General features: G+C 60.7%; 18 protein-coding genes. 14 read left to right on the top strand and 4 right to left on the bottom strand.

The window, feature by feature from the left end; genetic code table 11:
- The first annotated feature begins 60 nt into the window (after positions 1 to 60).
- The 7 genes from AEYBE204_RS34355 to AEYBE204_RS34325 all read left to right on the top strand — a co-directional run bounded on the left by AEYBE204_RS34355 (position 61) and on the right by AEYBE204_RS34325 (position 7,448).
- Complete coding sequence (locus AEYBE204_RS34355) at positions 61 to 804, top strand: FadR/GntR family transcriptional regulator (protein WP_023463153.1); 744 nt, start codon at positions 61 to 63, stop codon at positions 802 to 804.
- Between the two features lie 134 nt (positions 805 to 938).
- Positions 939 to 1,820, top strand: coding sequence for an alpha/beta hydrolase (locus AEYBE204_RS34350; RefSeq protein ID WP_023463152.1), 882 nt, complete (start codon positions 939 to 941; stop codon positions 1,818 to 1,820).
- Positions 1,821 to 1,919: 99 nt separating this feature from the next.
- A complete protein-coding gene (locus AEYBE204_RS34345) occupies positions 1,920 to 2,687 on the top strand; it encodes a response regulator (RefSeq protein ID WP_023463151.1) in 768 nt (255 codons plus the stop codon).
- 311 nt (positions 2,688 to 2,998) lie between these two features.
- Positions 2,999 to 4,186 carry an alginate export family protein gene (locus AEYBE204_RS34340; protein WP_023463150.1) on the top strand — a complete coding sequence of 396 codons (1,188 nt, stop codon included), beginning with the start codon at positions 2,999 to 3,001 and terminating at the stop codon, positions 4,184 to 4,186.
- A gap of 12 nt (positions 4,187 to 4,198) precedes the next feature.
- On the top strand, positions 4,199 to 5,449 hold the full coding sequence (locus tag AEYBE204_RS34335) for a CmpA/NrtA family ABC transporter substrate-binding protein (RefSeq protein WP_023463149.1): 1,251 nt from the start codon (positions 4,199 to 4,201) through the stop codon (positions 5,447 to 5,449).
- A gap of 148 nt (positions 5,450 to 5,597) precedes the next feature.
- On the top strand, positions 5,598 to 6,509 hold the full coding sequence (ntrB, locus tag AEYBE204_RS34330) for a nitrate ABC transporter permease (RefSeq protein ID WP_023463148.1): 912 nt from the start codon (positions 5,598 to 5,600) through the stop codon (positions 6,507 to 6,509).
- Between the two features lie 132 nt (positions 6,510 to 6,641).
- The gene (locus AEYBE204_RS34325; RefSeq protein ID WP_023463147.1) at positions 6,642 to 7,448 is read left to right on the top strand and encodes an ABC transporter ATP-binding protein; all 807 of its coding nucleotides are present in this window, start codon (positions 6,642 to 6,644) and stop codon (positions 7,446 to 7,448) included.
- Between the two features lie 54 nt (positions 7,449 to 7,502).
- Here AEYBE204_RS34325 and AEYBE204_RS34320 read toward each other — a convergent pair whose 3' ends face one another.
- Positions 7,503 to 8,291, bottom strand: a complete 789-nt coding sequence (locus tag AEYBE204_RS34320; RefSeq protein ID WP_023463146.1) for an IclR family transcriptional regulator — start codon at positions 8,289 to 8,291, stop codon at positions 7,503 to 7,505.
- Between the two features lie 187 nt (positions 8,292 to 8,478).
- On the opposite strand from AEYBE204_RS34320, the gene AEYBE204_RS34315 reads away from it, so the two are divergent.
- From AEYBE204_RS34315 to AEYBE204_RS34290, 6 genes are all read left to right on the top strand, one after another.
- Positions 8,479 to 9,429: a zinc-binding alcohol dehydrogenase family protein gene (locus AEYBE204_RS34315; RefSeq protein ID WP_235068226.1), complete on the top strand. Its 951-nt coding sequence runs from the start codon at positions 8,479 to 8,481 to the stop codon at positions 9,427 to 9,429.
- A gap of 94 nt (positions 9,430 to 9,523) precedes the next feature.
- The gene (locus AEYBE204_RS34310; protein ID WP_023463144.1) at positions 9,524 to 10,273 is read left to right on the top strand and encodes an FCD domain-containing protein; all 750 of its coding nucleotides are present in this window, start codon (positions 9,524 to 9,526) and stop codon (positions 10,271 to 10,273) included.
- Positions 10,270 to 11,451, top strand: a complete 1,182-nt coding sequence (uxuA, locus tag AEYBE204_RS34305) for a mannonate dehydratase (protein WP_200862191.1) — start codon at positions 10,270 to 10,272, stop codon at positions 11,449 to 11,451. The genes AEYBE204_RS34310 and uxuA overlap by 4 nt, the downstream gene beginning before the upstream one ends.
- Before the next feature lie 60 nt (positions 11,452 to 11,511).
- Positions 11,512 to 13,419, top strand: coding sequence for a glycoside hydrolase family 2 protein (locus tag AEYBE204_RS34300; protein ID WP_023463142.1), 1,908 nt, complete (start codon positions 11,512 to 11,514; stop codon positions 13,417 to 13,419).
- Between the two features lie 150 nt (positions 13,420 to 13,569).
- On the top strand, positions 13,570 to 14,880 hold the full coding sequence (locus AEYBE204_RS34295; RefSeq protein WP_023463141.1) for an MFS transporter: 1,311 nt from the start codon (positions 13,570 to 13,572) through the stop codon (positions 14,878 to 14,880).
- Between the two features lie 90 nt (positions 14,881 to 14,970).
- Positions 14,971 to 15,504: a mismatch-specific DNA-glycosylase gene (locus tag AEYBE204_RS34290; protein WP_031231098.1), complete on the top strand. Its 534-nt coding sequence runs from the start codon at positions 14,971 to 14,973 to the stop codon at positions 15,502 to 15,504.
- Here AEYBE204_RS34290 and AEYBE204_RS34285 read toward each other — a convergent pair.
- From AEYBE204_RS34285 to AEYBE204_RS39635, 3 genes are read right to left on the bottom strand one after another with little or no spacing between them, the layout of a single operon-like run.
- Positions 15,501 to 16,046: a lipocalin family protein gene (locus AEYBE204_RS34285; protein WP_035442191.1), complete on the bottom strand. Its 546-nt coding sequence runs from the start codon at positions 16,044 to 16,046 to the stop codon at positions 15,501 to 15,503. The two genes, AEYBE204_RS34290 and AEYBE204_RS34285, sit on opposite strands and share 4 nt — an antisense overlap.
- Positions 16,047 to 16,104: 58 nt before the next feature.
- Entirely contained in the window at positions 16,105 to 17,004 is a 900-nt protein-coding gene (locus AEYBE204_RS34280) for a hypothetical protein (RefSeq protein ID WP_023463138.1), read from the bottom strand.
- A gap of 56 nt (positions 17,005 to 17,060) precedes the next feature.
- Positions 17,061 to 18,077, bottom strand: a complete 1,017-nt coding sequence (locus tag AEYBE204_RS39635; protein WP_023463137.1) for a glycosyltransferase — start codon at positions 18,075 to 18,077, stop codon at positions 17,061 to 17,063.
- A gap of 320 nt (positions 18,078 to 18,397) precedes the next feature.
- Here AEYBE204_RS39635 and AEYBE204_RS34275 point away from each other — a divergent pair, with 320 nt between their 5' ends.
- The gene (locus AEYBE204_RS34275) at positions 18,398 to 18,940 is read left to right on the top strand and encodes an RNA polymerase sigma factor (RefSeq protein WP_023463136.1); all 543 of its coding nucleotides are present in this window, start codon (positions 18,398 to 18,400) and stop codon (positions 18,938 to 18,940) included.
- Positions 18,941 to 19,003: the final 63 nt, after the last annotated feature.

Raw genomic sequence — 19,003 nt, 5'->3', positions numbered from 1 at the left:
TTTGTGTAACTTGTACTGTCCGCAATCACAGATTCGGACCACAGGAGTAGATGCAACCCCATGACGACCGACCGGCGTTATCAGCTTATCGCGAAACAGATCATCGGCCTGATCGAGTCGGGCGAATTTCCGGCGGGTAGCCGGTTGCCGGGCGAGCGCGAACTGGCCGAGCGTCTGGGTGTGTCGCGCGTCACCATCCGTGAAGCCGAAATCGCACTTGAGGCTCAGGGCTATATCGTCATCAAGACGGGCTCCGGCGTCTATGTGCAGGCGCGTCCGGCCCCCGACATTATCTTCTCCGCCGACGTCAATGCCTTCGAACTGACCACCTCGCGCGCGGTGATCGAAAGCGAGGCGGCGGCACTGGCGGCGCTCAACATCACGCCGTCGGCGCTGGAAGCGCTTGAGGCAACCGTGCGCGTCATGGCGCGCAACGGCGACGATGCCGAAGAGGCCGACGAGGAGTTCCACACGATCATCGCCCAGAATACGGGTAGCCCGATCATCGAACACTTCGTGCGCACCCTCTGGCGCATTCGCAACGAAGCGCCGCAAGTGGCGCATGTCTACGGCAATGTGTGCAAGGGCGGTTTCGAGGACCGCGTCGAGGAACATATGGTCGTGCTGGAGGCCATCCGTAACCGCGACCCGAACGCCGCGCGCAACGCCATGCGCGAACACTTCCGCCGTCTGTTCGAGGCCATGCTGGTCGCCGAAGAGAAAGAAGCGCTGGCCGAACTGCGCAAGAAGACCTTGGAACACCGCGACCGCTTCAAGCTATCGACCCAGCACAGCGCCGCGTAAACCGTAAGTTTCCCTCTGAACCTGCCCCCGCAGACCGCGGCCGTACCTTAGTAGACGGCGCGATCCCCCTTGGCCATTTCCCCTCTTTAACTCAAGGGTCTCCTGCGGGCTTTTTATCCGACAAAGGACGCGATATGAAAAAACTGATCTTCTGCCTCGCCCTGTTTGCCTTGCCCGCCGCCGCGCAGGACGCGGAGACGACTGACAAGACCCCCATCGCCACGGCCTATCAAAACATCGTCTATACGCACGATCAGATGGTCGATGTCTTCGTCAATCCGAACGCCACGGCGGCCAAACCGGCACCTGTGCTGGTCTATTTCCACGGCGGGGCGTGGGCGCGCGGCGAACGCCCCAAGGCGGCCTCCAGCTTCGGCTCGTTCATCAAGATGGGCTTTAGCGTCGTCAGCGTCGACTACCGCATGACCGCGCAGGCGACCGCGCCCGCCGCCGTGACCGACGCCCTGTGCGCCCTGTCTTGGGTCAGGGCCAATGCCAAACAGTACAATCTCGATGCCTCGCGCGTCGTCGCCTACGGCACCTCGGCCGGCGGGCATCTGGCCCTGATGGCAGGTATGCTGCCGGGTAATACCGACATCGCGGACCCGAAATGCGGCCCCTTGCCGAAGGTCGCCGCTATCCTCGACTATTACGGCCCGACCGATCTGGTCCCCGGCGTCACCGCCGAAAAGCCGTGGGCGTCGCTGGTCAACTGGATCGGTCCGGTCAAAGACCCCGCCGCCCTAGCCAAACAGATGTCGCCGATCAGCTATATCCGCAAGGACTTGCCGCCGGTGTTCATCGTTCACGGCACGGATGACCCGACGGTCGCCTATACGCAATCGACCCTGCTGCTCGACGCACTCAAAAAAGCGGGCGTCGCCACCGACATGTACAGCGTTCAGGGCGGTGTCCACGGCAAGTTCGTGCCGGAGGAAAAGACGAAGATCAATGCGGCGGTCAAAACCTTTCTTACTGCGCAGGGCGTACTGGATCAGGGCGTTTTGGGAAAGTAATCCGCATACCTCACCAATAATTAAGGATAACAGTGTATCAGTCACAGCGATCGCTTCCGAAAGGGGTTCGGAAGCCACCAGCAAGAAAGCGGGTACGGCGTGGCTGAAGGTTTGGCGTTGATCATCGAAGACAGCATGACTCAGGCGAATATCGTGGGGCGTATGCTTCAGGACGAGGACTGGGATTTTGTCGTCGCCCGCTCGCTGGCCGAATGTCACGAAGTCCTGATGCATCAGCGCCCCAACCTGATCTTCGTCGATGTGTTTCTGGGCGAAGAAAACAGCCTTGAGCACCTGACCCAGATCCGCGAACGCGCGCTCGATGCGACGATTGCGGTCATGACCGCCGGCAGCCGCAAGGAATCGATCGACGAGACGCTGAAACTGGCGCGCAATTCCAAGGTCGATTTCGTCCTGCGCAAGCCGTTTTCGCGTCCGCAACTGCGTTCTATCGTCGAGTCGGCCCAGGCCGACGCCGCCGAAGGCCGACGCCGCAAGCACGCCCTCGTCATCGACGACAGCCATACGGTCGCGACCCTTACCGCGCAGATCCTGACCGATAACGGCTACCGCGTGTCGATCGCCCATTCGATGGAAGAGGCGCTCGACAATACCGACATCGCCCACGTCGACCTGATCGTCACCGATGTCTTCATGCCGGGCATGGGTGGTCTGCAAGGCATTCGCGTCATCAAATCGACCTGGGACAATGTGCGCATTCTGGCCATGTCGGCGGGTTTAGCCTCGCGCGTCAGCTCGGATCGCGCAACCTCTGCCGCCGTCGCCGCCGGGGCCGATGCCGAGATTCAGAAGCCGTTCAAGCCGGTCGAACTGATCAACACGGCCATCCACCTGATGGCCTCGTAGGCCTGTGACATAATTACGTCATTCCGCGTGCCCTATAAAAAATTTACGCAACTGCGAAGAAAAGCAGTTGACGGATCATAAAACTTATATGACGCTGTTATGGTCAGCCAATGATGGCTGATCCGGGTTCGGGCCATTGGGGGCAAGAACCTACACAACAGGACAATGACGTCTCAGTCTTTACCGCACCGGGTTTCCGGCGGTTTGGCACTGGGGCGTTTTTTTTTGCTTTTCATTCAGGGGATATGACCGTGGCACCTTCTTGGCTACGTCGGACACGTGCGTCCAAATTTTTGTGCAGTGCCGCATTTTTGGCCCTTAATGTCGCCCCGGCTCTGGCCGAGGACACTTTTTCCGAAGCCCTGGCCGCCGGGAAACCGATCCTCGAATCCCGCCTGCGCTACGAAGGCGTCGATCAGGCCGGATTGAAAGAAGGCCACGCCCTGACCCTGCGCAGCCGCATCGGGTTTCAGTCGTCGGACTTCAAGAACCTGAAATTCCTCGTTGAATTCGAGGATACCCGCGCGCTGGACGACGACTACAACTCGACCACCAACGGCAAGACGCAATATCCGGCGGTCAATGACCCGACCGTGACCGAACTGAACCGTCTTCAGGTCGTATGGACACCGTCGAGCTTCACGACCGTCACGGCGGGCCGTCAGCGCATCATCCTTGATGACGCCCGCTTTATCGGCAATGTCGGCTGGCGTCAGGACGAACAGACCTTCGACGCGCTGAAGATCGACACCACGCTCGGCAAGTTCGCCGTTTCCTACGCCTATCTGTTTCAGGTCAACCGCGTGCTGGGCGAAACCGCCGACTGGGATTCCGACAGCCACCTGCTCAATGTGACCCTGCCGATCAGCGAGGCCCTGAAGCTTCAGGCCTTCGATTACGCGCTGGATTTCGAGAACGCCCCGGCCAATTCAACCAATACGCTGGGCCTGCGTGCCACGGGCCAGACCTGGCTGTCATCGGTAAAACTGGCCTATAGCGGCTACTACGCCAAGCAGACCGATTACGGCTACAACACCGCCGATTTCGACCTCGCCGCCTATAATGCCGACGCCGCCCTGACCTGGGACATGTTCACGTTCAAGGTCGGCTACGAAGTCTTCGAGGGCAACGGTACGCGCGGCTTCATCACGCCGCTGGCCACCACCCACGCCTTCAACGGCTGGTCCGACGCTCTGGCCTTTTCCGGCAACAAGACCCACGCCAACGGCTTCAAGAACCTCAGCTACGGCCTGACGGTGGCGGGCTACACCCATCCGTCCTTTCCGCTGATCAAGAACCCGACCCTGACGCTGGTCTATCACGATCTGGAAACCGAGCGCCTCAGCCAGTCGATCGGTACCGAATTCGACGCGCAGTTCGCCGCCGGCCTGACCAAGAACGTCTCGCTGCTGCTGAAATACGCCGACTTCGAGCGCGCCAACACCGCCATGCCCGCCTCCCGCACCAAGGTGTGGGTCGGTTTTGAATACAAGCTCTAAGGATCAATCGACATGACCGATCTTACCCGCCGCCAGGCGATTGCCGCCACCGCCGCAACGCTGGCCGCCGCCAAGCTGGCCCTGCCCTCCGGCGCTCATGCCGCTGGCAAGGGTCCGGAAGTCTCCGGCGCCAAGCTGGGCTTTATCGCCCTGACCGACTCCTCGCCGCTGATCATCGCCAAGGAAAAGGGCCTGTTCGCCAAGTATGGCCTGCCCAATGTCGAGGTCCTGAAACAGGCCTCGTGGGGCGCGACGCGCGACAATATCGTGCTGGGCTCGCAAGGCGGCGGCATCGACGGCGCGCACATCCTCAGCCCCATGCCGTATCAGTTCTCGCTCGGCGTCGGGGCGAAAAAGACCCCCATGTATATCCTCGCTCGCCTCAACACCAACGGTCAGGCGATCAGCGTCGGCAACGACCTGAAAAACGTGCAGGTCGGCCTCAATGCTGCGGGTGCCAAGGCCAAGTTTGCGCAGCTCAAGGCCGCGGGCAATATGGCCAAGGTCGCCATGACCTATCGTGGCGGCACGCACGACCTGTGGGTCCGCTACTGGCTGGCCGCCGCCGGGATCAACCCCGACACCGACGTCTCGACCATCGTCATCCCGCCGCCGCAAATGGTCGCCAACATGAAGGCCGGGACGCAGGACGCCTTCTGCGTCGGCGAGCCGTGGAACGGTCAGCTGGTCAACCAGAAGATCGGCTACACCGCCGCCACGACCTCGGAAATCTGGATGAATCACCCGGAAAAGGCGCTGGGGATGCGCGCCGATTGGGTCGACAAGTACCCGAACGCCGCCAAGGCCCTGATCGCCGCCGTGATGGAAGCCGCCCAATGGTGCGACAAGAACCGTCCCGCCATGTGCGCCATCACCGCCGGTCGTCAATATATCAACGTGCCGATCAACGACATCCTGCCGCGCCTTCAGGGCAAGATCAATTATGGCGACGGGCGCAATGTCGCCTCGACCCCGAACGTGATGAAGTTCTGGGCCGACAACGCCAACTTCCCGTTCAAGTCGCACGACACCTGGTTCGTCACCGAGAACAAGCGCTGGGGCATCATCGATAACGATGTCGACACCAAGGCGCTGGTCAACAAGGTCAACCGCTCCGACCTGTGGCGCGAAGTGGCCAAGCAGTACGGCATCGCCGCCCCCGGGGATACGCGCGGCGTGGAAAAGTTCTTCGACGGCAAGACCTTCGACTGGACCAATCCCGGTGCATACCTCAACAGCCAGCCGATCAAGAAACTGGTTTAATTTCCCCTCGCCCCTTGGGGAGAGGGTGGCCTGAAAGGCCGGGTGAGGGGGTCTTTGCGACGTCCAAACCCCCTCACCCCAACCCTCTCCCCCCCCCCTCAAAGCTAAAGAATGGGGAGAGGGGGCTATTCGTTAAGGCCTCTCCCCAATGCCATTCGAAGTTCAAAAAATGACCGCCGCACCCATTTCAGAACCCGCGACCGACCCGGTCGCCACGCAGGCCGAAAAGCTGCTGGCCGCCGCGCAGGCGAAACAGATCGCGGCTTCCAAACGCCGAAAGATCGCCGACAAGGCTGGGAATATTCTGATGCCGCTGCTGACCATCGGCGTTCTGCTCGCCGTATGGGAAGGCCTCGGTCAGGCCTTTCCCGGCGGCCTGCCCTCGCCGTCTATGGTGCTGCTGGAAGCGCAGGAGCTGATCTTCAATCCGTTCTACGACCGCGGCGGGGTGGATAAGGGCCTGTTCTGGCACGTCTTGACGTCTCTGTCGCGCGTTGGGATCGGCTTCGGTTTGGCCGCTGTTTGCGGCGTGCTGCTGGGTTCGTTCCTCGGCACGGTCGAATGGGCGCGCAAGGGCACCGACCCGATCATTCAGGTTCTGCGCACCGTGCCACCGCTGGCCTGGCTGCCGATCTCGCTGGCGGCGTTGCGCGAAGCCCAACCCTCGGCTCTGTTCGTCATCTTCATCACCTCGATTTGGCCCATCGTCATCAACACCATGGTCGGCGTGCGCAACATCCCTCAGGATTACGTCAATGTGGCCAAAGTCTTGCGTCTGACTCCGGCGGAATATTTCTTCAAGATCATGCTGCCCGCCGCCACGCCGCACATCTTCACCGGCCTGCGCATCGGGGTGGGCATGAGCTGGCTGGCTATCGTGGCGTCCGAGATGCTGCTGGGCGGTGTCGGCATCGGCTTCTTCATCTGGGATCAGTACAATTCGTCGCGCATGTCGGACATCATCGTGGCCCTGCTCTGGGTCGGTATGGTCGGCTTTGTCCTCGACCGTCTCGTCGCCTTGCTCGGTCAGTATGTGTCGCGCGGCACCGCGGCGGATTGATCCTTACTTTCCCTTCGCCCCTCGGGGAGAAGGTGGCTGAGCCTAGCGAAGCCGGATGAGGGGGTCTGCTCCCTCCGACAGTTGCCCCCTCACCCCAACCCTCTCCCCAATGGGGAGAGGGGGAGAAACAAAATGTCCAAACCCATTCTTTCCCTCGAAAACATCTATGTCGATTTCGAACGCGACGGCGTCATCTCGCAGGTGCTCGACAATGTCAGCCTCACCATCAACAAGGGCGAGTTCCTGTCGATCATCGGCCATTCCGGCTGCGGCAAGTCGACCCTGCTCAACGTCGTCGCCGGTCTCGTGCCGGTGACGCTGGGCGCGGCGATCCTTGAAAACAAGGAAATCACCGGCCCCGGTCCGGAACGCGCGGTGGTCTTCCAGAATCACTCCTTGCTGCCGTGGATGACGGTCTATGAGAACGTCCGCCTCGCCGTCGCCAAGCTTTACGGAGCCAAGGAAAACCTCAGCCAGCTTCACGACCGCACCATGCGCAATCTGGAACTCGTCAAGATGACCCACGCCAAGGACAAGCGCCCCGGCGAAATCTCCGGCGGCATGAAACAACGCGTCGGCATCGCCCGCGCGCTAAGCATGGAGCCCAAGGTGCTGCTGCTGGACGAGCCGTTCGGCGCGCTCGACGCCCTGACGCGCGGCCATTTGCAGGACACGGTGATGGAACTGCACGACCGCATCAAGGCGACGGTTCTGATGATCACCCACGATGTGGACGAAGCCGTGCTGCTGGCCGACCGCGTGGTGATGATGACCAATGGCCCCAAGGCGCGCATCGGCGATATCGTCGAGGTTAGGTCGCCTCGCCCGCGCGACCGCAAGGAACTTCTTAAAGATGCGCATTTTCAGGATTGCCGCCGCCGTATCGTGCAGTTTCTCGAACAGCACGACCACGCCGTGGCCGTCAAAGAGCCCGCCTGATCCCCCTTTACACCAAACTCACCCCCGGGCCTTTCTCAGGAAAGGCCCGTTTTTTTATAACGAGGGTGCTCCCAGTCCTTGCGAAATGCGCTTGGCATAGCTTTTGACGAGTTCCAGCGCCGCCTTGCGTGTCACCTGCTCGGTGCCGTCGATCAACTCCAGAAACGGCACGGTCAGGGTGCCCACCGCATAGCCGTCGAACCCGATGATCGGGCAGGCCATATCGGTCACGCCGCGCGTGCGGATGCTGGGCATCATTTCATAGCCCTGCGCGCGCACCTTTTCGATGCGCGCGGTTTCCTCTTCCGGCAGGACCGGGTTCTGCGCTAAAACCTGCGCGGCGATGGACGGCTCGCAAAACGCCATCAGCACATGCCCCGAACAGGTGCGAACGGCATCGATGGTCACTCCGCGCTTGACCACGAACGCCGTTGGCCCGGGACTTTCCTGCCGCATGATGATCAGACCCTTTGCCCCGTTCAGCACCACCACGTGACACGATTGCTGAATGGCCTGCGCCAGCTCCAGCATCAGTGGCGCGGCCACCAGCGACAGTTCATGCGTCGGCAAGGCCCGGAACACCGTCTCCAGCACCTTGTGCGTCACGGCATAACGATCCGTATCGGGATTCTTGGCCAGCCAACCGCGGCGCTCCATGACGATGATGATGCGGAAAATCTCGCTCATCGAGTTGAAACCCATCCGCGCGGCGATTTCCGACAGGGTCAGGCCGTCCGGTGCCGTCGCCAGCAGCTCGATAACGTTGAATCCCTTCTCCAGCGCGGGCGCGGAATAGGTGCTCTGGGGTTTGGATTGCGCGTCGTCGCGGGGAGATCTGGCCATGTGACAAATTCCTAAACCCTCTGACGCGGAATGCAAGTTTGGTTCGTTTCACCGTCCGCGACATTAGTGCTTGCTCATTTTCTTATGCGGCATTAATAACCAAATATAAAAAATATAGAGGTGCGTCGTGAAGGCGATTATTTGTGAAAAACCTTATGCATTAGGGATTGTCGAGAAACCGGCGCCCGTGCGTCAGACGGGCGAAGTCCTGATCCGCATCGATCGCATCGGCTTGTGCGGCACCGACTATCATATCTTCGCAGGCAACCAGCCTTTCCTCGCCTATCCGCGCGTCATGGGCCACGAACTGTCAGGCAGCGTCGCCGAGAGCGATCCTGATTCGCCGCTGAAGACCGGGCAGCGCGTCACCATCAACCCTTACCTGCCGTGCGGCACGTGCATCGCCTGCCGCAAGGCGAAACCGAACTGCTGCGTTAATATCAAGGTATTGGGCGTCCATATCGACGGCGGTATGACGGAGTTCGTCTGCGTCCCCGAAGCCGCCGTCATCCCGGTCGACGGTCTGACGCCGGATCAGGCGGCGATGGTCGAATTCCTGTCGATCGGTGCCCACGCCGTGCGGCGCGGCGACACGGGTTCGGGCGACCGGTCACTGATTGTCGGGGCCGGTCCCATCGGCGTCGGCGTCGCGCTATTCGCCGCCATGGCCGGGGCCGAGGTCACCCTGATCGACACCAGCGCCTCGCGTCTGGACTATGCCCGCGAAAAGGTCGGCATCGCGCATACGGTGGTTGTCGATGAAGGACTGGACGACTATCTCAAACACCGTACCGATGGTGACTATTTCGATATCGTGTTCGACTGCACCGGCAATGGCAAGGCCATCGAGAAAGGCTTTGCCTACGTGGCCCACGGTGGACGCTACGTGCTGGTCAGCGTCGTCAAGGACACGCTGAGTTTCGCCGATCCGGAGTTTCACAAACGCGAAATGCAACTGATAGGCAGCCGTAACGCCACGGCTCAGGATTTCCGCCACGTCATCGATTCGATCCGTTCCGGTGCGATTCCCACCGGCGTCCTGATGACCCATGCCTTCCCCATGCTGGATCTGCCCGCGCGCATTGGCGGATTGATCGATGATCAGGGCAGCGTCCTCAAGGCTATTGTGACCCTGTGAGGCATTGATCGACCAATCTTTCCAACCGTCCAAAATTGGTTGATATATTTAAGTGCGTTCTTTATAATGCGGCCAACCTCATTAAGGACGCTGCATGGCTACGGAAGATCGCGACCGTCGATTCTATCAGGTGATCGGTGAAAGCCTTTCCGAGCGCATCCGCGCCCGTGAATTCAGTCTGGGCGGCCGCTTGCCACCGGAACGCGAACTGGCCGAGGCCTATAATGTCGGACGCACGGTCATCCGCGACGCTCTGGTCATGCTGGAGGTCAAGGGGCTCGTCGAAATCCGCCAGGGCTCCGGCATCTACGTCACCCGCCGCGCCTATGAATCCGCCACCGAAGACAATACGGTCGAGATGCGCCCGCCCGCTGGTCCGTTCGAACTGCTTCAGGCCCGCCAATGGCTTGAAAGCCAGATGGCGCGACTGGCGGCGCTCAACGCCACCGAAGCCGATCTGGCCGCTATCCGCGAAGCCTGCGACGATCACCGCACCGCGGCCTGGGGCGAAGCCAAGGAAAGCATGGATATCCGATTCCACATGGCCATTGCCCGCGCGGCGCAAAATTCGGAACTGACGGCGCTGGTCGCCCAGCTGTGGCATCGCCGCGACAATAATCCGATGTGGCGCTCGCTGCATGGCCGCATCAAGGACACGACCTACCGTCAGCGCTGGGTGCAGGATCACGAGGCTATCGTGTCGGCCCTCACCCGCCGCGACCCTGAGGCGTCCTATGTCGCCATGTGGTCGCACATCGAAAACGTCAAAAACTTCCTCATGACCGCGGCTGACGTCGAAGACGACGCCGCGACACCTATCGACCGAAAGGATCAGGCCTCGTGACTACCCTTCCCTATCTTATGGAACAGACCATGCGCTGGTTCGGGCCCAAGGACCCGGTCAGCCTCCGCGACATCCGTCAGGCGGGCTGCGAAGGCGTGGTTTCGGCCCTGCACCATATTCCGAACGGCGAAGTATGGACGGTCGAGGAAATCCTGATCCGCAAGACCGAGATCGAGAACGCCGGCATGACCTGGAGCGTGGTCGAAAGCCTGCCCATCGACGAGCGCATCAAGACTCAGGCACAAGGCTTTGAAACCTGTATCGAAAACTACAAGACGTCTCTGCGCAATCTGGCGGCCTGCGGTGTTTATGTGGTGACCTACAACTTCATGCCGCTGCTCGACTGGACGCGGACGAACCTCAGTTTCGCCATGCCCGATGGCGCAAAAGCCTTGAAATTCGAGTTGGATGCCGTCGCCGCCTTCGACATCTATATGCTCAAGCGCCCCGGTGCCGAGGCCGACTACAGCGCCGACATCCTCGCCGCCGCCAAAACGCGCTTCGAGGGCATGGACGATGCCGCGAAAAATCTGCTGGAGCGCAATATCATCAAGGGCCTGCCGGGCTCGGAAGAAAGCTTCACCGCTGCCGATTTCCTCAAGGCCATTCAGGGCTATGACGGCATCGACCACGCGCGTTTGAAAGACCATCTGGTACATTTCCTGAGCGAAATCTGCCCGGTCGCCGACGAACTGGGCATCAAGATGGTCATCCACCCCGACGACCCGCCCTACACCATGTTCGGCCTGCCGCGCGTCGTCTCGACCGAAGCCGATATGGCCGACCTGTTCGAGCGCGTGCCGAATGTCTCGAACGGTCTGTGCTTCTGCGCCGGTTCGTTCAGCATCCGCCCGGACAACGATCTGGTCGCCATGATCAAACGCTTCGGCGAGCGCATCCACTTCACGCACCTGCGCAATACGCGCCGTGAAGACAATGGCGACTTCTTCGAATCGGCGCACCTCGACGGCTCGATCGACATGTTCGAAGTCGTCAGCGCGTTGCGCGAAGTGTCGGTGACCTACAAGAAGCGTATCCCGATGCGCCCGGACCACGGCCATCAGATGCTCGACGACCTCAACAAGACGACCAATCCCGGCTATTCGGCCATCGGCCGTCTGCGCGGCCTAGCCGAACTGCGCGGTCTCGAACTTGGCATCGCCCGCTCTCAGGGATAAGCTGCCGGTGGCGGAGCGTACAAACGCTCCGCCATAATTATAAAATGCAGGGATAAAGCGATGACCATAACCTCCCGGCGCACAGCGCTGCGCCTCGGCACGGCCTTTGCGGCGCTGCTCGGCCTTGGCAGTACGGCAAAGGCTCAGGAAACCGCGCTACTCGCGGTGTCACCTGCGGCATCGTTGCGTCCCGATATTCTGATGACCGGCGCCATCAATCGCGAAGGACTCGACCTATCCGGATCGTGGGCCTATTCCAAAGATCTCTATCAGACCGGCAAGACCGATATCCTCGGCTGGGCCGCCGCGCCGCGCGCCCAACGCTTTCGCGACGTCAATGTCGCCGTCGAAGAAGCCAAGGACAAATATACCTTCTTCGAATACGACATGGATCGCGGGCCGCGCATGACGTTGCCCGGTGCGTGGAACGCCGCAGAACCGGAACTGCGCTATTATGACGGTCTGATCTGGTTTCAACGGACATTCGATTCCAAGCCGCTCAACGGTCAGCGTGCCTTTCTGCGCTTCGAGGCGGTCAACTACCTGACCGAAGTCTATGTCAACGGACAAAAAGTCGGTACCCACGAAGGCGGCTTCACGCCCTTTACGTTCGAGGTGACCAAGTTTCTGCGCGGAGGTGAAAACCAGATCACGCTGGGCGTCGATTCCACCCACGGCGAGCACACCGTGCCGCCCAAGGTCACTGACTGGGACATCTATGGCGGGGTGACGCGCCCGATCCGTCTGATCCGCACACCCGCGACCTATATCGACGATTCCTACGTCCGCTATACCGAGGCCGGCCGCATCGTCGCTACGGTCAGGCTCAATGGTCCCGATGCCGGCGGTAAACCGGTCAGCCTCAGCATCGCGGCCCTGAAACTCACGTCCACGGCCACGACCGACGCGTCCGGTGAAGCCCGTTTCGACCTCAAGGCGCCCAAAGGCTTGAAACTGTGGGCACCGGACGCACCAACGCTTTACGAGGTAACACTGACGACAGGCGACGACAGCCTCACCGACCGCATAGGTTTCCGCACCATCGCGGTTAAGGGTACACAGGTCCTGCTCAACGGGCAGCCGATCTTCCTGCGTGGTATCTGCCTGCACGAGGAAGAATTCGGCGCCACTCCGGCCCGCCGCATCACCAAAGACACCGCGCGCGCTTTACTCACCGAAGTGAAGACGGGCCTGAACGGCAATTTCGTCCGCCTGTCGCACTATCCGCATTCGGAAGTCACCACGCGCCTGTGCGACGAAATGGGGCTTATGGTGTGGAGTGAAATCCCCGTCTATTGGTCGGTCGGCTTCGGCGACGCCAAGGCCTTCGAGGTGGCCCGCCGGATGATGGCCGAAAACGTCCTGCGCGACCGCAACCGTGCCGCGGTCGTCATCTGGAGCGTCGGCAACGAGACGCCTTCGACCCCGGCGCGCAACCATTTTATGGGGACTCTGGCCGACGATGCGCGCGCGATGGACCCGTCGCGCCTGATTTCGGCAGCGCTTCTGGTGCACAAGAAAAAGGTCGACGGCGTGCTGGAAGCCACCATCGACGATCCGCTGGTCGCGAAACTCGATATCATGTCGGCCAATACCTATACGGCGTGGTACGGTAACGATCGGCTTGAGGACGTGCCGCCGCAGCGCTGGAAAGCCCCGGTGGAAAAGCCGCTGATCTTCTCGGAATTCGGTGCCGACGCTCTGGCGGGGTATCATCCGGACGACCGGCGCAAATATTCCGAAGAATTCCAGGCCGATTTCTACCGCGCGACTCTGGCCAATGCCGATACCGTGCCGTTCCTCGCCGGCCTGTCGCCGTGGATTCTCAAGGATTTCCAGACCCCACGCCGCGAACACCCCGTCTATCAGAAAGGCTGGAACCGCAAGGGTCTCGTTTCTGAAACCGGCGTACGCAAACAGGCCTTCGGAGTTCTGGCCGACTATTACCGGGCAAAAGCCGCAAAGTGAAGCCAGCGGCTTGCCAAAGGTTGTAAAAGCCGCCATTACAAAACGCGAAACCGGTGTCAGTCAGGCTAATCGGTGCCGCATAAAAAGACGATCCGCCTCAGGCGGGCATGCACACGATACAATGGGAACAACCAAAAGGGAGACCGCGTTATGAACGCACCCGCCTTCGACGGGACCGTCAGCCCCCGGATGAGCAAGTACAGATGGGTGATCTGCGCCCTGTTGTTCATCGCCATCGGGATCAACTATATCGACCGCCAGATGATCGGCATTCTGAAGAGCACGCTTCAGGCCGATCTGCAATGGACCGAAATCGAATACGCCCAGATCGTCTTCTGGTTCCAGTGCTTCTACGCCGTGGGCTTCCTGACCTTCGGCCGCGTGATCGACAAGGTCGGTGTACGCATCGGTTACGCCGTAGCTTTCACCATCTGGACCATCGCCTCGATCGGCCACGGCTTGATCCACTCGGTGACGCAATTCGCCATCGCCCGCTCGGTGCTGGGTTTCGGTGAATCGGGCAGCTTCCCGTCGTCGCTGAAAGCCGTCTCCGAATGGTTCCCGCAAAAGGAACGCGCTCAGGCCGTCGGTATCTTCAACGCCGGCACCGCTATGGGCCCGATCATCACGCCGTTGCTGGTGCCTGCCATCACATTGGCCTGGGGCTGGCGCGCCGCCTTTATCTCTATCGGCATCGTGACCGCCGTCTGGCTGATCGCCTGGCTGATCATGTACCGCCGCCCGGCGGAGCACCCCAAGGTCAATGCGGAAGAACTGGCCTATATCCGCTCCAGCGACGACGCCGTCAGCACCGCCCCGGCAGAAAAGATTTCGTGGTTCAAGCTTTTGACCTTCAAGGAAACCTGGGCCTATGCGCTGGGCAAGTTCCTGACCGACCCGATCTGGTGGCTGTACCTGTTCTGGCTGCCGGACTTTCTGGGCAAGGCCTACGGCCTCGATCTGAAATCCTTCGGCCCGCCGCTGGTCGCCGTCTATATCCTCGCCGATTTCGGTTCGATTTTCGGCGGCTGGGCGTCCTCCGCTCAGATGAAAGCTGGACGGTCGGCCAATGCCGCGCGCAAATCGACCATGCTGGTCTGCGCCTTCCTCGTGACCCCGATCATCGCCGCACAGTTCGTTGACAATTTGTGGGCCGCCGTAGGTATCATCGGCCTCGCGGCCGCTTCGCACCAGGCGTGGTCGGCCAATCTGATGACCCTGCCGTCGGACCTGTTCCCGAAACAGGCCGTGGCCTCGGTCATCGGCATCGGCGGCACCGCCGGCGCCATCGGGGGCATGCTGATGACGACCTATAACGGCTACATTCTTGAGCTGTTCAAGTCGTATCAGCCGATCTTCATCGTTGCCGCCTCGGCCTATCTGGTCGCCATCGTGGTGATCCACAGCCTGACGCCGAAGCTGGCCAAGGTCGCGGAAGATCGGATTTTAAAATCGCGCTAAGCGACGGGCAGACTACAAAAAGCGCGGTAGGTCTTCCTGCCGCGCTTTTTTGCGTCTTGAATCCCCACCCGTCCAACCAATATCGAACCTATGTCCCTGCCAGAGAAATACGGCATCCTGCCAGACACGCACCTTGTACCCGATCTCTTGGCGCCCGACTTGAAGATCGTTTTCTGCGGCACGGCGCTGGGCCGCGTCTCGGCGGAGAAGCGCGCCTATTATGCGCATCCGGGCAACTTCTTCTGGCGCACCTTGCAGGCCATAAATCTGACGCCGGAGCGGATAGCACCGACAGACTATGCAAGACTTCTCGATTACGGCATCGGTCTGACCGACCTGTGCAAGGCCCACTATGGCAACGACAGCGAACTACCGTCGGAGGCCTGGGATGCCGAAGCCCTGCACATGAAGATAGTACACTATCAACCTGAAATCCTTGCCTTTACGTCCAAGACGGCGGCCAGCGCCAGCATAGGGAAACCGACTGGAAAAATCGCGCTGGGTTTTCAGGCGGAAACCATCGGCACCACACGCCTTTACGTCCTGCCCTCCCCGTCCGGTCAGGCGCGCACCTTCTGGGATCAATCCGTCTGGCAGACTCTGGCTAGTGCCGTCCCCATCTAATGTCTTGTTGGCCTTATAAGGCTGCGGTCGTAGCCCAATTCCGCCGCCCGCGTTTCCAGTTTCACCCACACTTCCTGTGACGGGTTGGCGGTACGGCTGAGTATCCACAGATACCGTCCCGAGGGCTCACCGACAATCGACCAGCTATAGTCGTCGGCGCGGTCCAGCACCCAGTAATTACCGATATAGAACGGTCCGGCAAACGACACTTTCAGCTTGGCATTGCCGCTGCCCTCGACGACCTTGGCCTTGCCTTCGGAGGTGGTCTTTTCCGCCGTGATCGAGCCCTTGCGGCAAGTATTGACGACCTTGATCTGCCCGTCCGGCAGAGCGCTATATTCGGCACGCACGCCTTCGCAGTCCTTCTCGAAGGCATTTTCATAGCGCGCCACCTCGTACCACAGGCCGGAATAGGCCGCGAGATCGACGGGCTTGGCCGGTTGCGGCACCTGACGGTTGCCGACCGGCCCGCCGGGAATAGCGGCGCAGGCGGTCATGGCGGCAAGTAATATTAAGGGCAGAAAAGCGCGTTGCGGTTTCATCGACATATCCCGGCTGAACAGATGCCAAGCTTCCGGAACCGCCGGTAAATATTCAATGCTACAGTTTGGGCGTGTTCATCCCCAACGCCTTGCGAAGTTTAAATTGTAGTTTGATGAACGGTTCCGCCGCCGATTTATGGATCTGTTTGACGTCGACAAAAGTCACGCCGTCTCGTCCCGACAGGGTGTGGAACCCGTCGGCATAGCCTTCCAACAAGCCGTCCGCCGTCAATCGCCCGACCTCGGTCGCGGCGAAAGCCTCCGGGGTCAGGGTGTCGATGCGCAGCAGGTTGATCGCCGCGCCATAGGTGCCGACGCAGTCCTGCATCGGCAGGTGCAATGCGCCGTCCTTGACGAACGGATCGCCGCCGGGGCGTGAGGTCTCAAAGCCCGTGCGCACCGGATTGGCTGCGTGTGGCGTCCACGGCCCCATCAGGTCGTCGGCATAGGCGATGTAAAGCTCACGCATCGCCTTGCCGTCTGCACCCGGCAGAGCATAGAACATCCACCACTGGCCGTCGTGCTTGACGACCGTGGCGTCGATGGCCGGGATATCGAGCAGAACCTTGACCGGCTCCCAGCGATCCGGAAACCGCGTACAGCGATAGAGCGTCAAAACGCCGCTCTTATGCGCTTCGGGCAGCATGTAGAGTTCGCCGCCGTCCTCGATCAGATAGGGATAGGACAGGTGAAACGGCGTCACCAGAGCCTCGCCCTGAGCGACCAGGTTTCGCTCCGCATCATACTGATAATAATGGATTTCGCCGCGCTTGACGCGATAGTCGTAGGCCTCGGCGAAGATCGTCAGCACGCCGTCGCGGCGCATGCCGAACGGGTCGGCGATAAAGCGAAACGACCCCATGAGCGGCAGCCATGCGATCTCATCGGACTTCGGGGCGTGGGTCGCGACGTCTTCGATGGACCGGTCAATAAAGCCGACATGCCACAGATCGATCACGCGCCGCTCCTATTCAGTTTCCTAGGAATTGCGGGGCGTTGAAGCCAATGTCAAGCCTAAGCCAGCGCTTCGATGGTCTGGCGCAGGCGGCGGCGACCGGCGTCGAAGCCGAAGGCGTCGATGGCATAGCTTTGCGCGACGCGGGCCTGAGACTGCCACGACGTCCAGTTGGCGAAAACCGAACCGACGGCCGCGGCCAGAGCCGATGCGTCTTCATTGGCGAACAGATGGCCGAACTGACCGGCCTTGAGCACTTCGCGCGGACCTTCGGTGTCCGACGCCACGACCGGCACACCCGCCGCCATAGCCTCGATCACGACCAGACCGAACGATTCCTGACGCGAAGGGACGACGAACAGATCGACACCGGCAAGGAACGACATCGGGTCGGCCCACCCGCAGAATTCGACACAATCATCGAGGTTCAGGCTGAACGCCAAGGCTTTCAAGGCAGGCAGTTCCGGGCCTTCGCCGGCGATTTTCAGCACGAAGCGCTGGCCCGTGGCACGCAGTTGCGCGGCGGCCTTGAGCAGGACGTCGAAGCCCTTGATGGCGTGCAGACGGCCCATCGCGCCGATGACCGGACAGGCGTTGGTCGCATTCTTGACCGGCAGGGCGCGCAGGTGCGAGAAATTGGCAACATCGAACACGCGAAGTTCGGGGAACTTCGCCTGAGCGCCTTCGCGCACCTTGTCGCTGACGCACAGGGCGGCGGAGACGTCTTTCAGATGCGGCTTGAACGAAGGGGTGTGCAAAACCTGAACCGTACGGCGGCGCGTGCCGATAAACGGCATCATGCACAGGCGACCGGCGCGGTTGCCGTGAGCGATAACCAGATCGGGCTTGAAATCCGAGGTATAGCCCGCAAGCTGCATGGCGGCGATCGGATCATGGATAAAGCGCGTGTGCAGTGGCTTGAAACCGCGTCCGGCGGTCATGTCCGACAGCATGCCGCCCGGCGCGCCAACGCTGAGGACGTCAAATCCTTCGGCAGTCAGGGCTTCGTGGTAGTGCTGGGCCATCAACCCGTCACCACCCCTGGCCTTGGTCAGCATGATATTCAGAAGACGCATCGCACTCAATTCCCGATAAGCGGTACTAAGTTTTGGAAATGGGCTGGAGGCTCCGACGTTTTCGACCGCTCCCCGCAGAGCTGACGATCCGCCTTCCGGAGGAGCCTCCTATTGCGATGACACCGCCGATCGCGGCCACCCTCACCGGAATCATAAATTTTCTATATTTTTTTCACGCGCACGTTTCCAAATTGCACGCCTTGCGCTTTTTAGCGCCGCGCATTTGATTCCGAAAACCGCTGCACACTTTTCGGAATGCGCTCTAAGCCCTTGCAAGCCAACGAAAAACGCCGCTATAGATTCGCGTCAGAGGGAGCGTGATGCCTGAGAACCGCCTGCTGACGGATACCTATTTCGCCAAGCGCGACGTGCTGCTGCGGTTTTTGACGCGGTTGTGCGGCGATGAAGCGTCGGCAGAAGACGTCCTTCAGGACCTCTATATCAAGGTATCCGGTGCGCGCCTCGACGGTGAGATACAGGAGCCTCTGGCCTTCCTGTTTCGCATGGCCAACAATCTCTACCTTAATCGTATCCGCGCGGCCTCCAGCCATAGGGCGCGCGATACGGCGTGGTACGATCTCAATCCGCAAAACGCCCTTGAAGGCTCAGGTATCGACGGCACCGGTGCGGATGCCAGCCCGGATGCGGAGTCTGTCGTCGCCGCGCGACAGGAGTTGCGCGCCGTGATGAAGGCGATCGAGTCCCTGCCGTCACGCACGCAGGACATCTTTCGCCTGCACAAGATCGACGGCCTCAGTCAGACCGAAGTCGCCCGACGGCTGGACATTTCGATCAGTTCGGTGGAGAAACATCTCAGCGGCGCGCTAAAACACCTGCTGGCGCTCAATCGAAGTCGGCACTGATTTTCAATCAGAAAATAGTTTTACGGGTAACCGTCGGCAGCGGTGTCAATGGTTCAGAGAGGC

The organism is Asticcacaulis sp. YBE204 (assembly GCF_000495855.1).
GTDB lineage: Bacteria > Pseudomonadota > Alphaproteobacteria > Caulobacterales > Caulobacteraceae > Asticcacaulis.
This window is presented reverse-complemented; position numbering and strand designations above follow the sequence as displayed.

What these genes read in the sequence shown, in the direction of transcription:
- AEYBE204_RS34355 (WP_023463153.1), top strand. Translation starts at nt 61, where the DNA reads ATGACGACCGACCGGCGTTATCAGCTTATCGCGAAACAGATCATCGGC.
- AEYBE204_RS34350 (WP_023463152.1), top strand. Translation starts at nt 939, where the DNA reads ATGAAAAAACTGATCTTCTGCCTCGCCCTGTTTGCCTTGCCCGCCGCC.
- AEYBE204_RS34335 (WP_023463149.1), top strand. Translation starts at nt 4,199, where the DNA reads ATGACCGATCTTACCCGCCGCCAGGCGATTGCCGCCACCGCCGCAACG.
- ntrB (WP_023463148.1), top strand. Translation starts at nt 5,598, where the DNA reads ATGCCATTCGAAGTTCAAAAAATGACCGCCGCACCCATTTCAGAACCC.
- AEYBE204_RS34325 (WP_023463147.1), top strand. Translation starts at nt 6,642, where the DNA reads ATGTCCAAACCCATTCTTTCCCTCGAAAACATCTATGTCGATTTCGAA.
- AEYBE204_RS34320 (WP_023463146.1), bottom strand. Translation starts at nt 8,291, where the DNA reads ATGGCCAGATCTCCCCGCGACGACGCGCAATCCAAACCCCAGAGCACC.
- AEYBE204_RS34310 (WP_023463144.1), top strand. Translation starts at nt 9,524, where the DNA reads ATGGCTACGGAAGATCGCGACCGTCGATTCTATCAGGTGATCGGTGAA.
- AEYBE204_RS34300 (WP_023463142.1), top strand. Translation starts at nt 11,512, where the DNA reads ATGACCATAACCTCCCGGCGCACAGCGCTGCGCCTCGGCACGGCCTTT.
- AEYBE204_RS34295 (WP_023463141.1), top strand. Translation starts at nt 13,570, where the DNA reads ATGAACGCACCCGCCTTCGACGGGACCGTCAGCCCCCGGATGAGCAAG.
- AEYBE204_RS34290 (WP_031231098.1), top strand. Translation starts at nt 14,971, where the DNA reads ATGTCCCTGCCAGAGAAATACGGCATCCTGCCAGACACGCACCTTGTA.
- AEYBE204_RS34285 (WP_035442191.1), bottom strand. Translation starts at nt 16,046, where the DNA reads ATGAAACCGCAACGCGCTTTTCTGCCCTTAATATTACTTGCCGCCATG.
- AEYBE204_RS39635 (WP_023463137.1), bottom strand. Translation starts at nt 18,077, where the DNA reads ATGCGTCTTCTGAATATCATGCTGACCAAGGCCAGGGGTGGTGACGGG.
- AEYBE204_RS34275 (WP_023463136.1), top strand. Translation starts at nt 18,398, where the DNA reads ATGCCTGAGAACCGCCTGCTGACGGATACCTATTTCGCCAAGCGCGAC.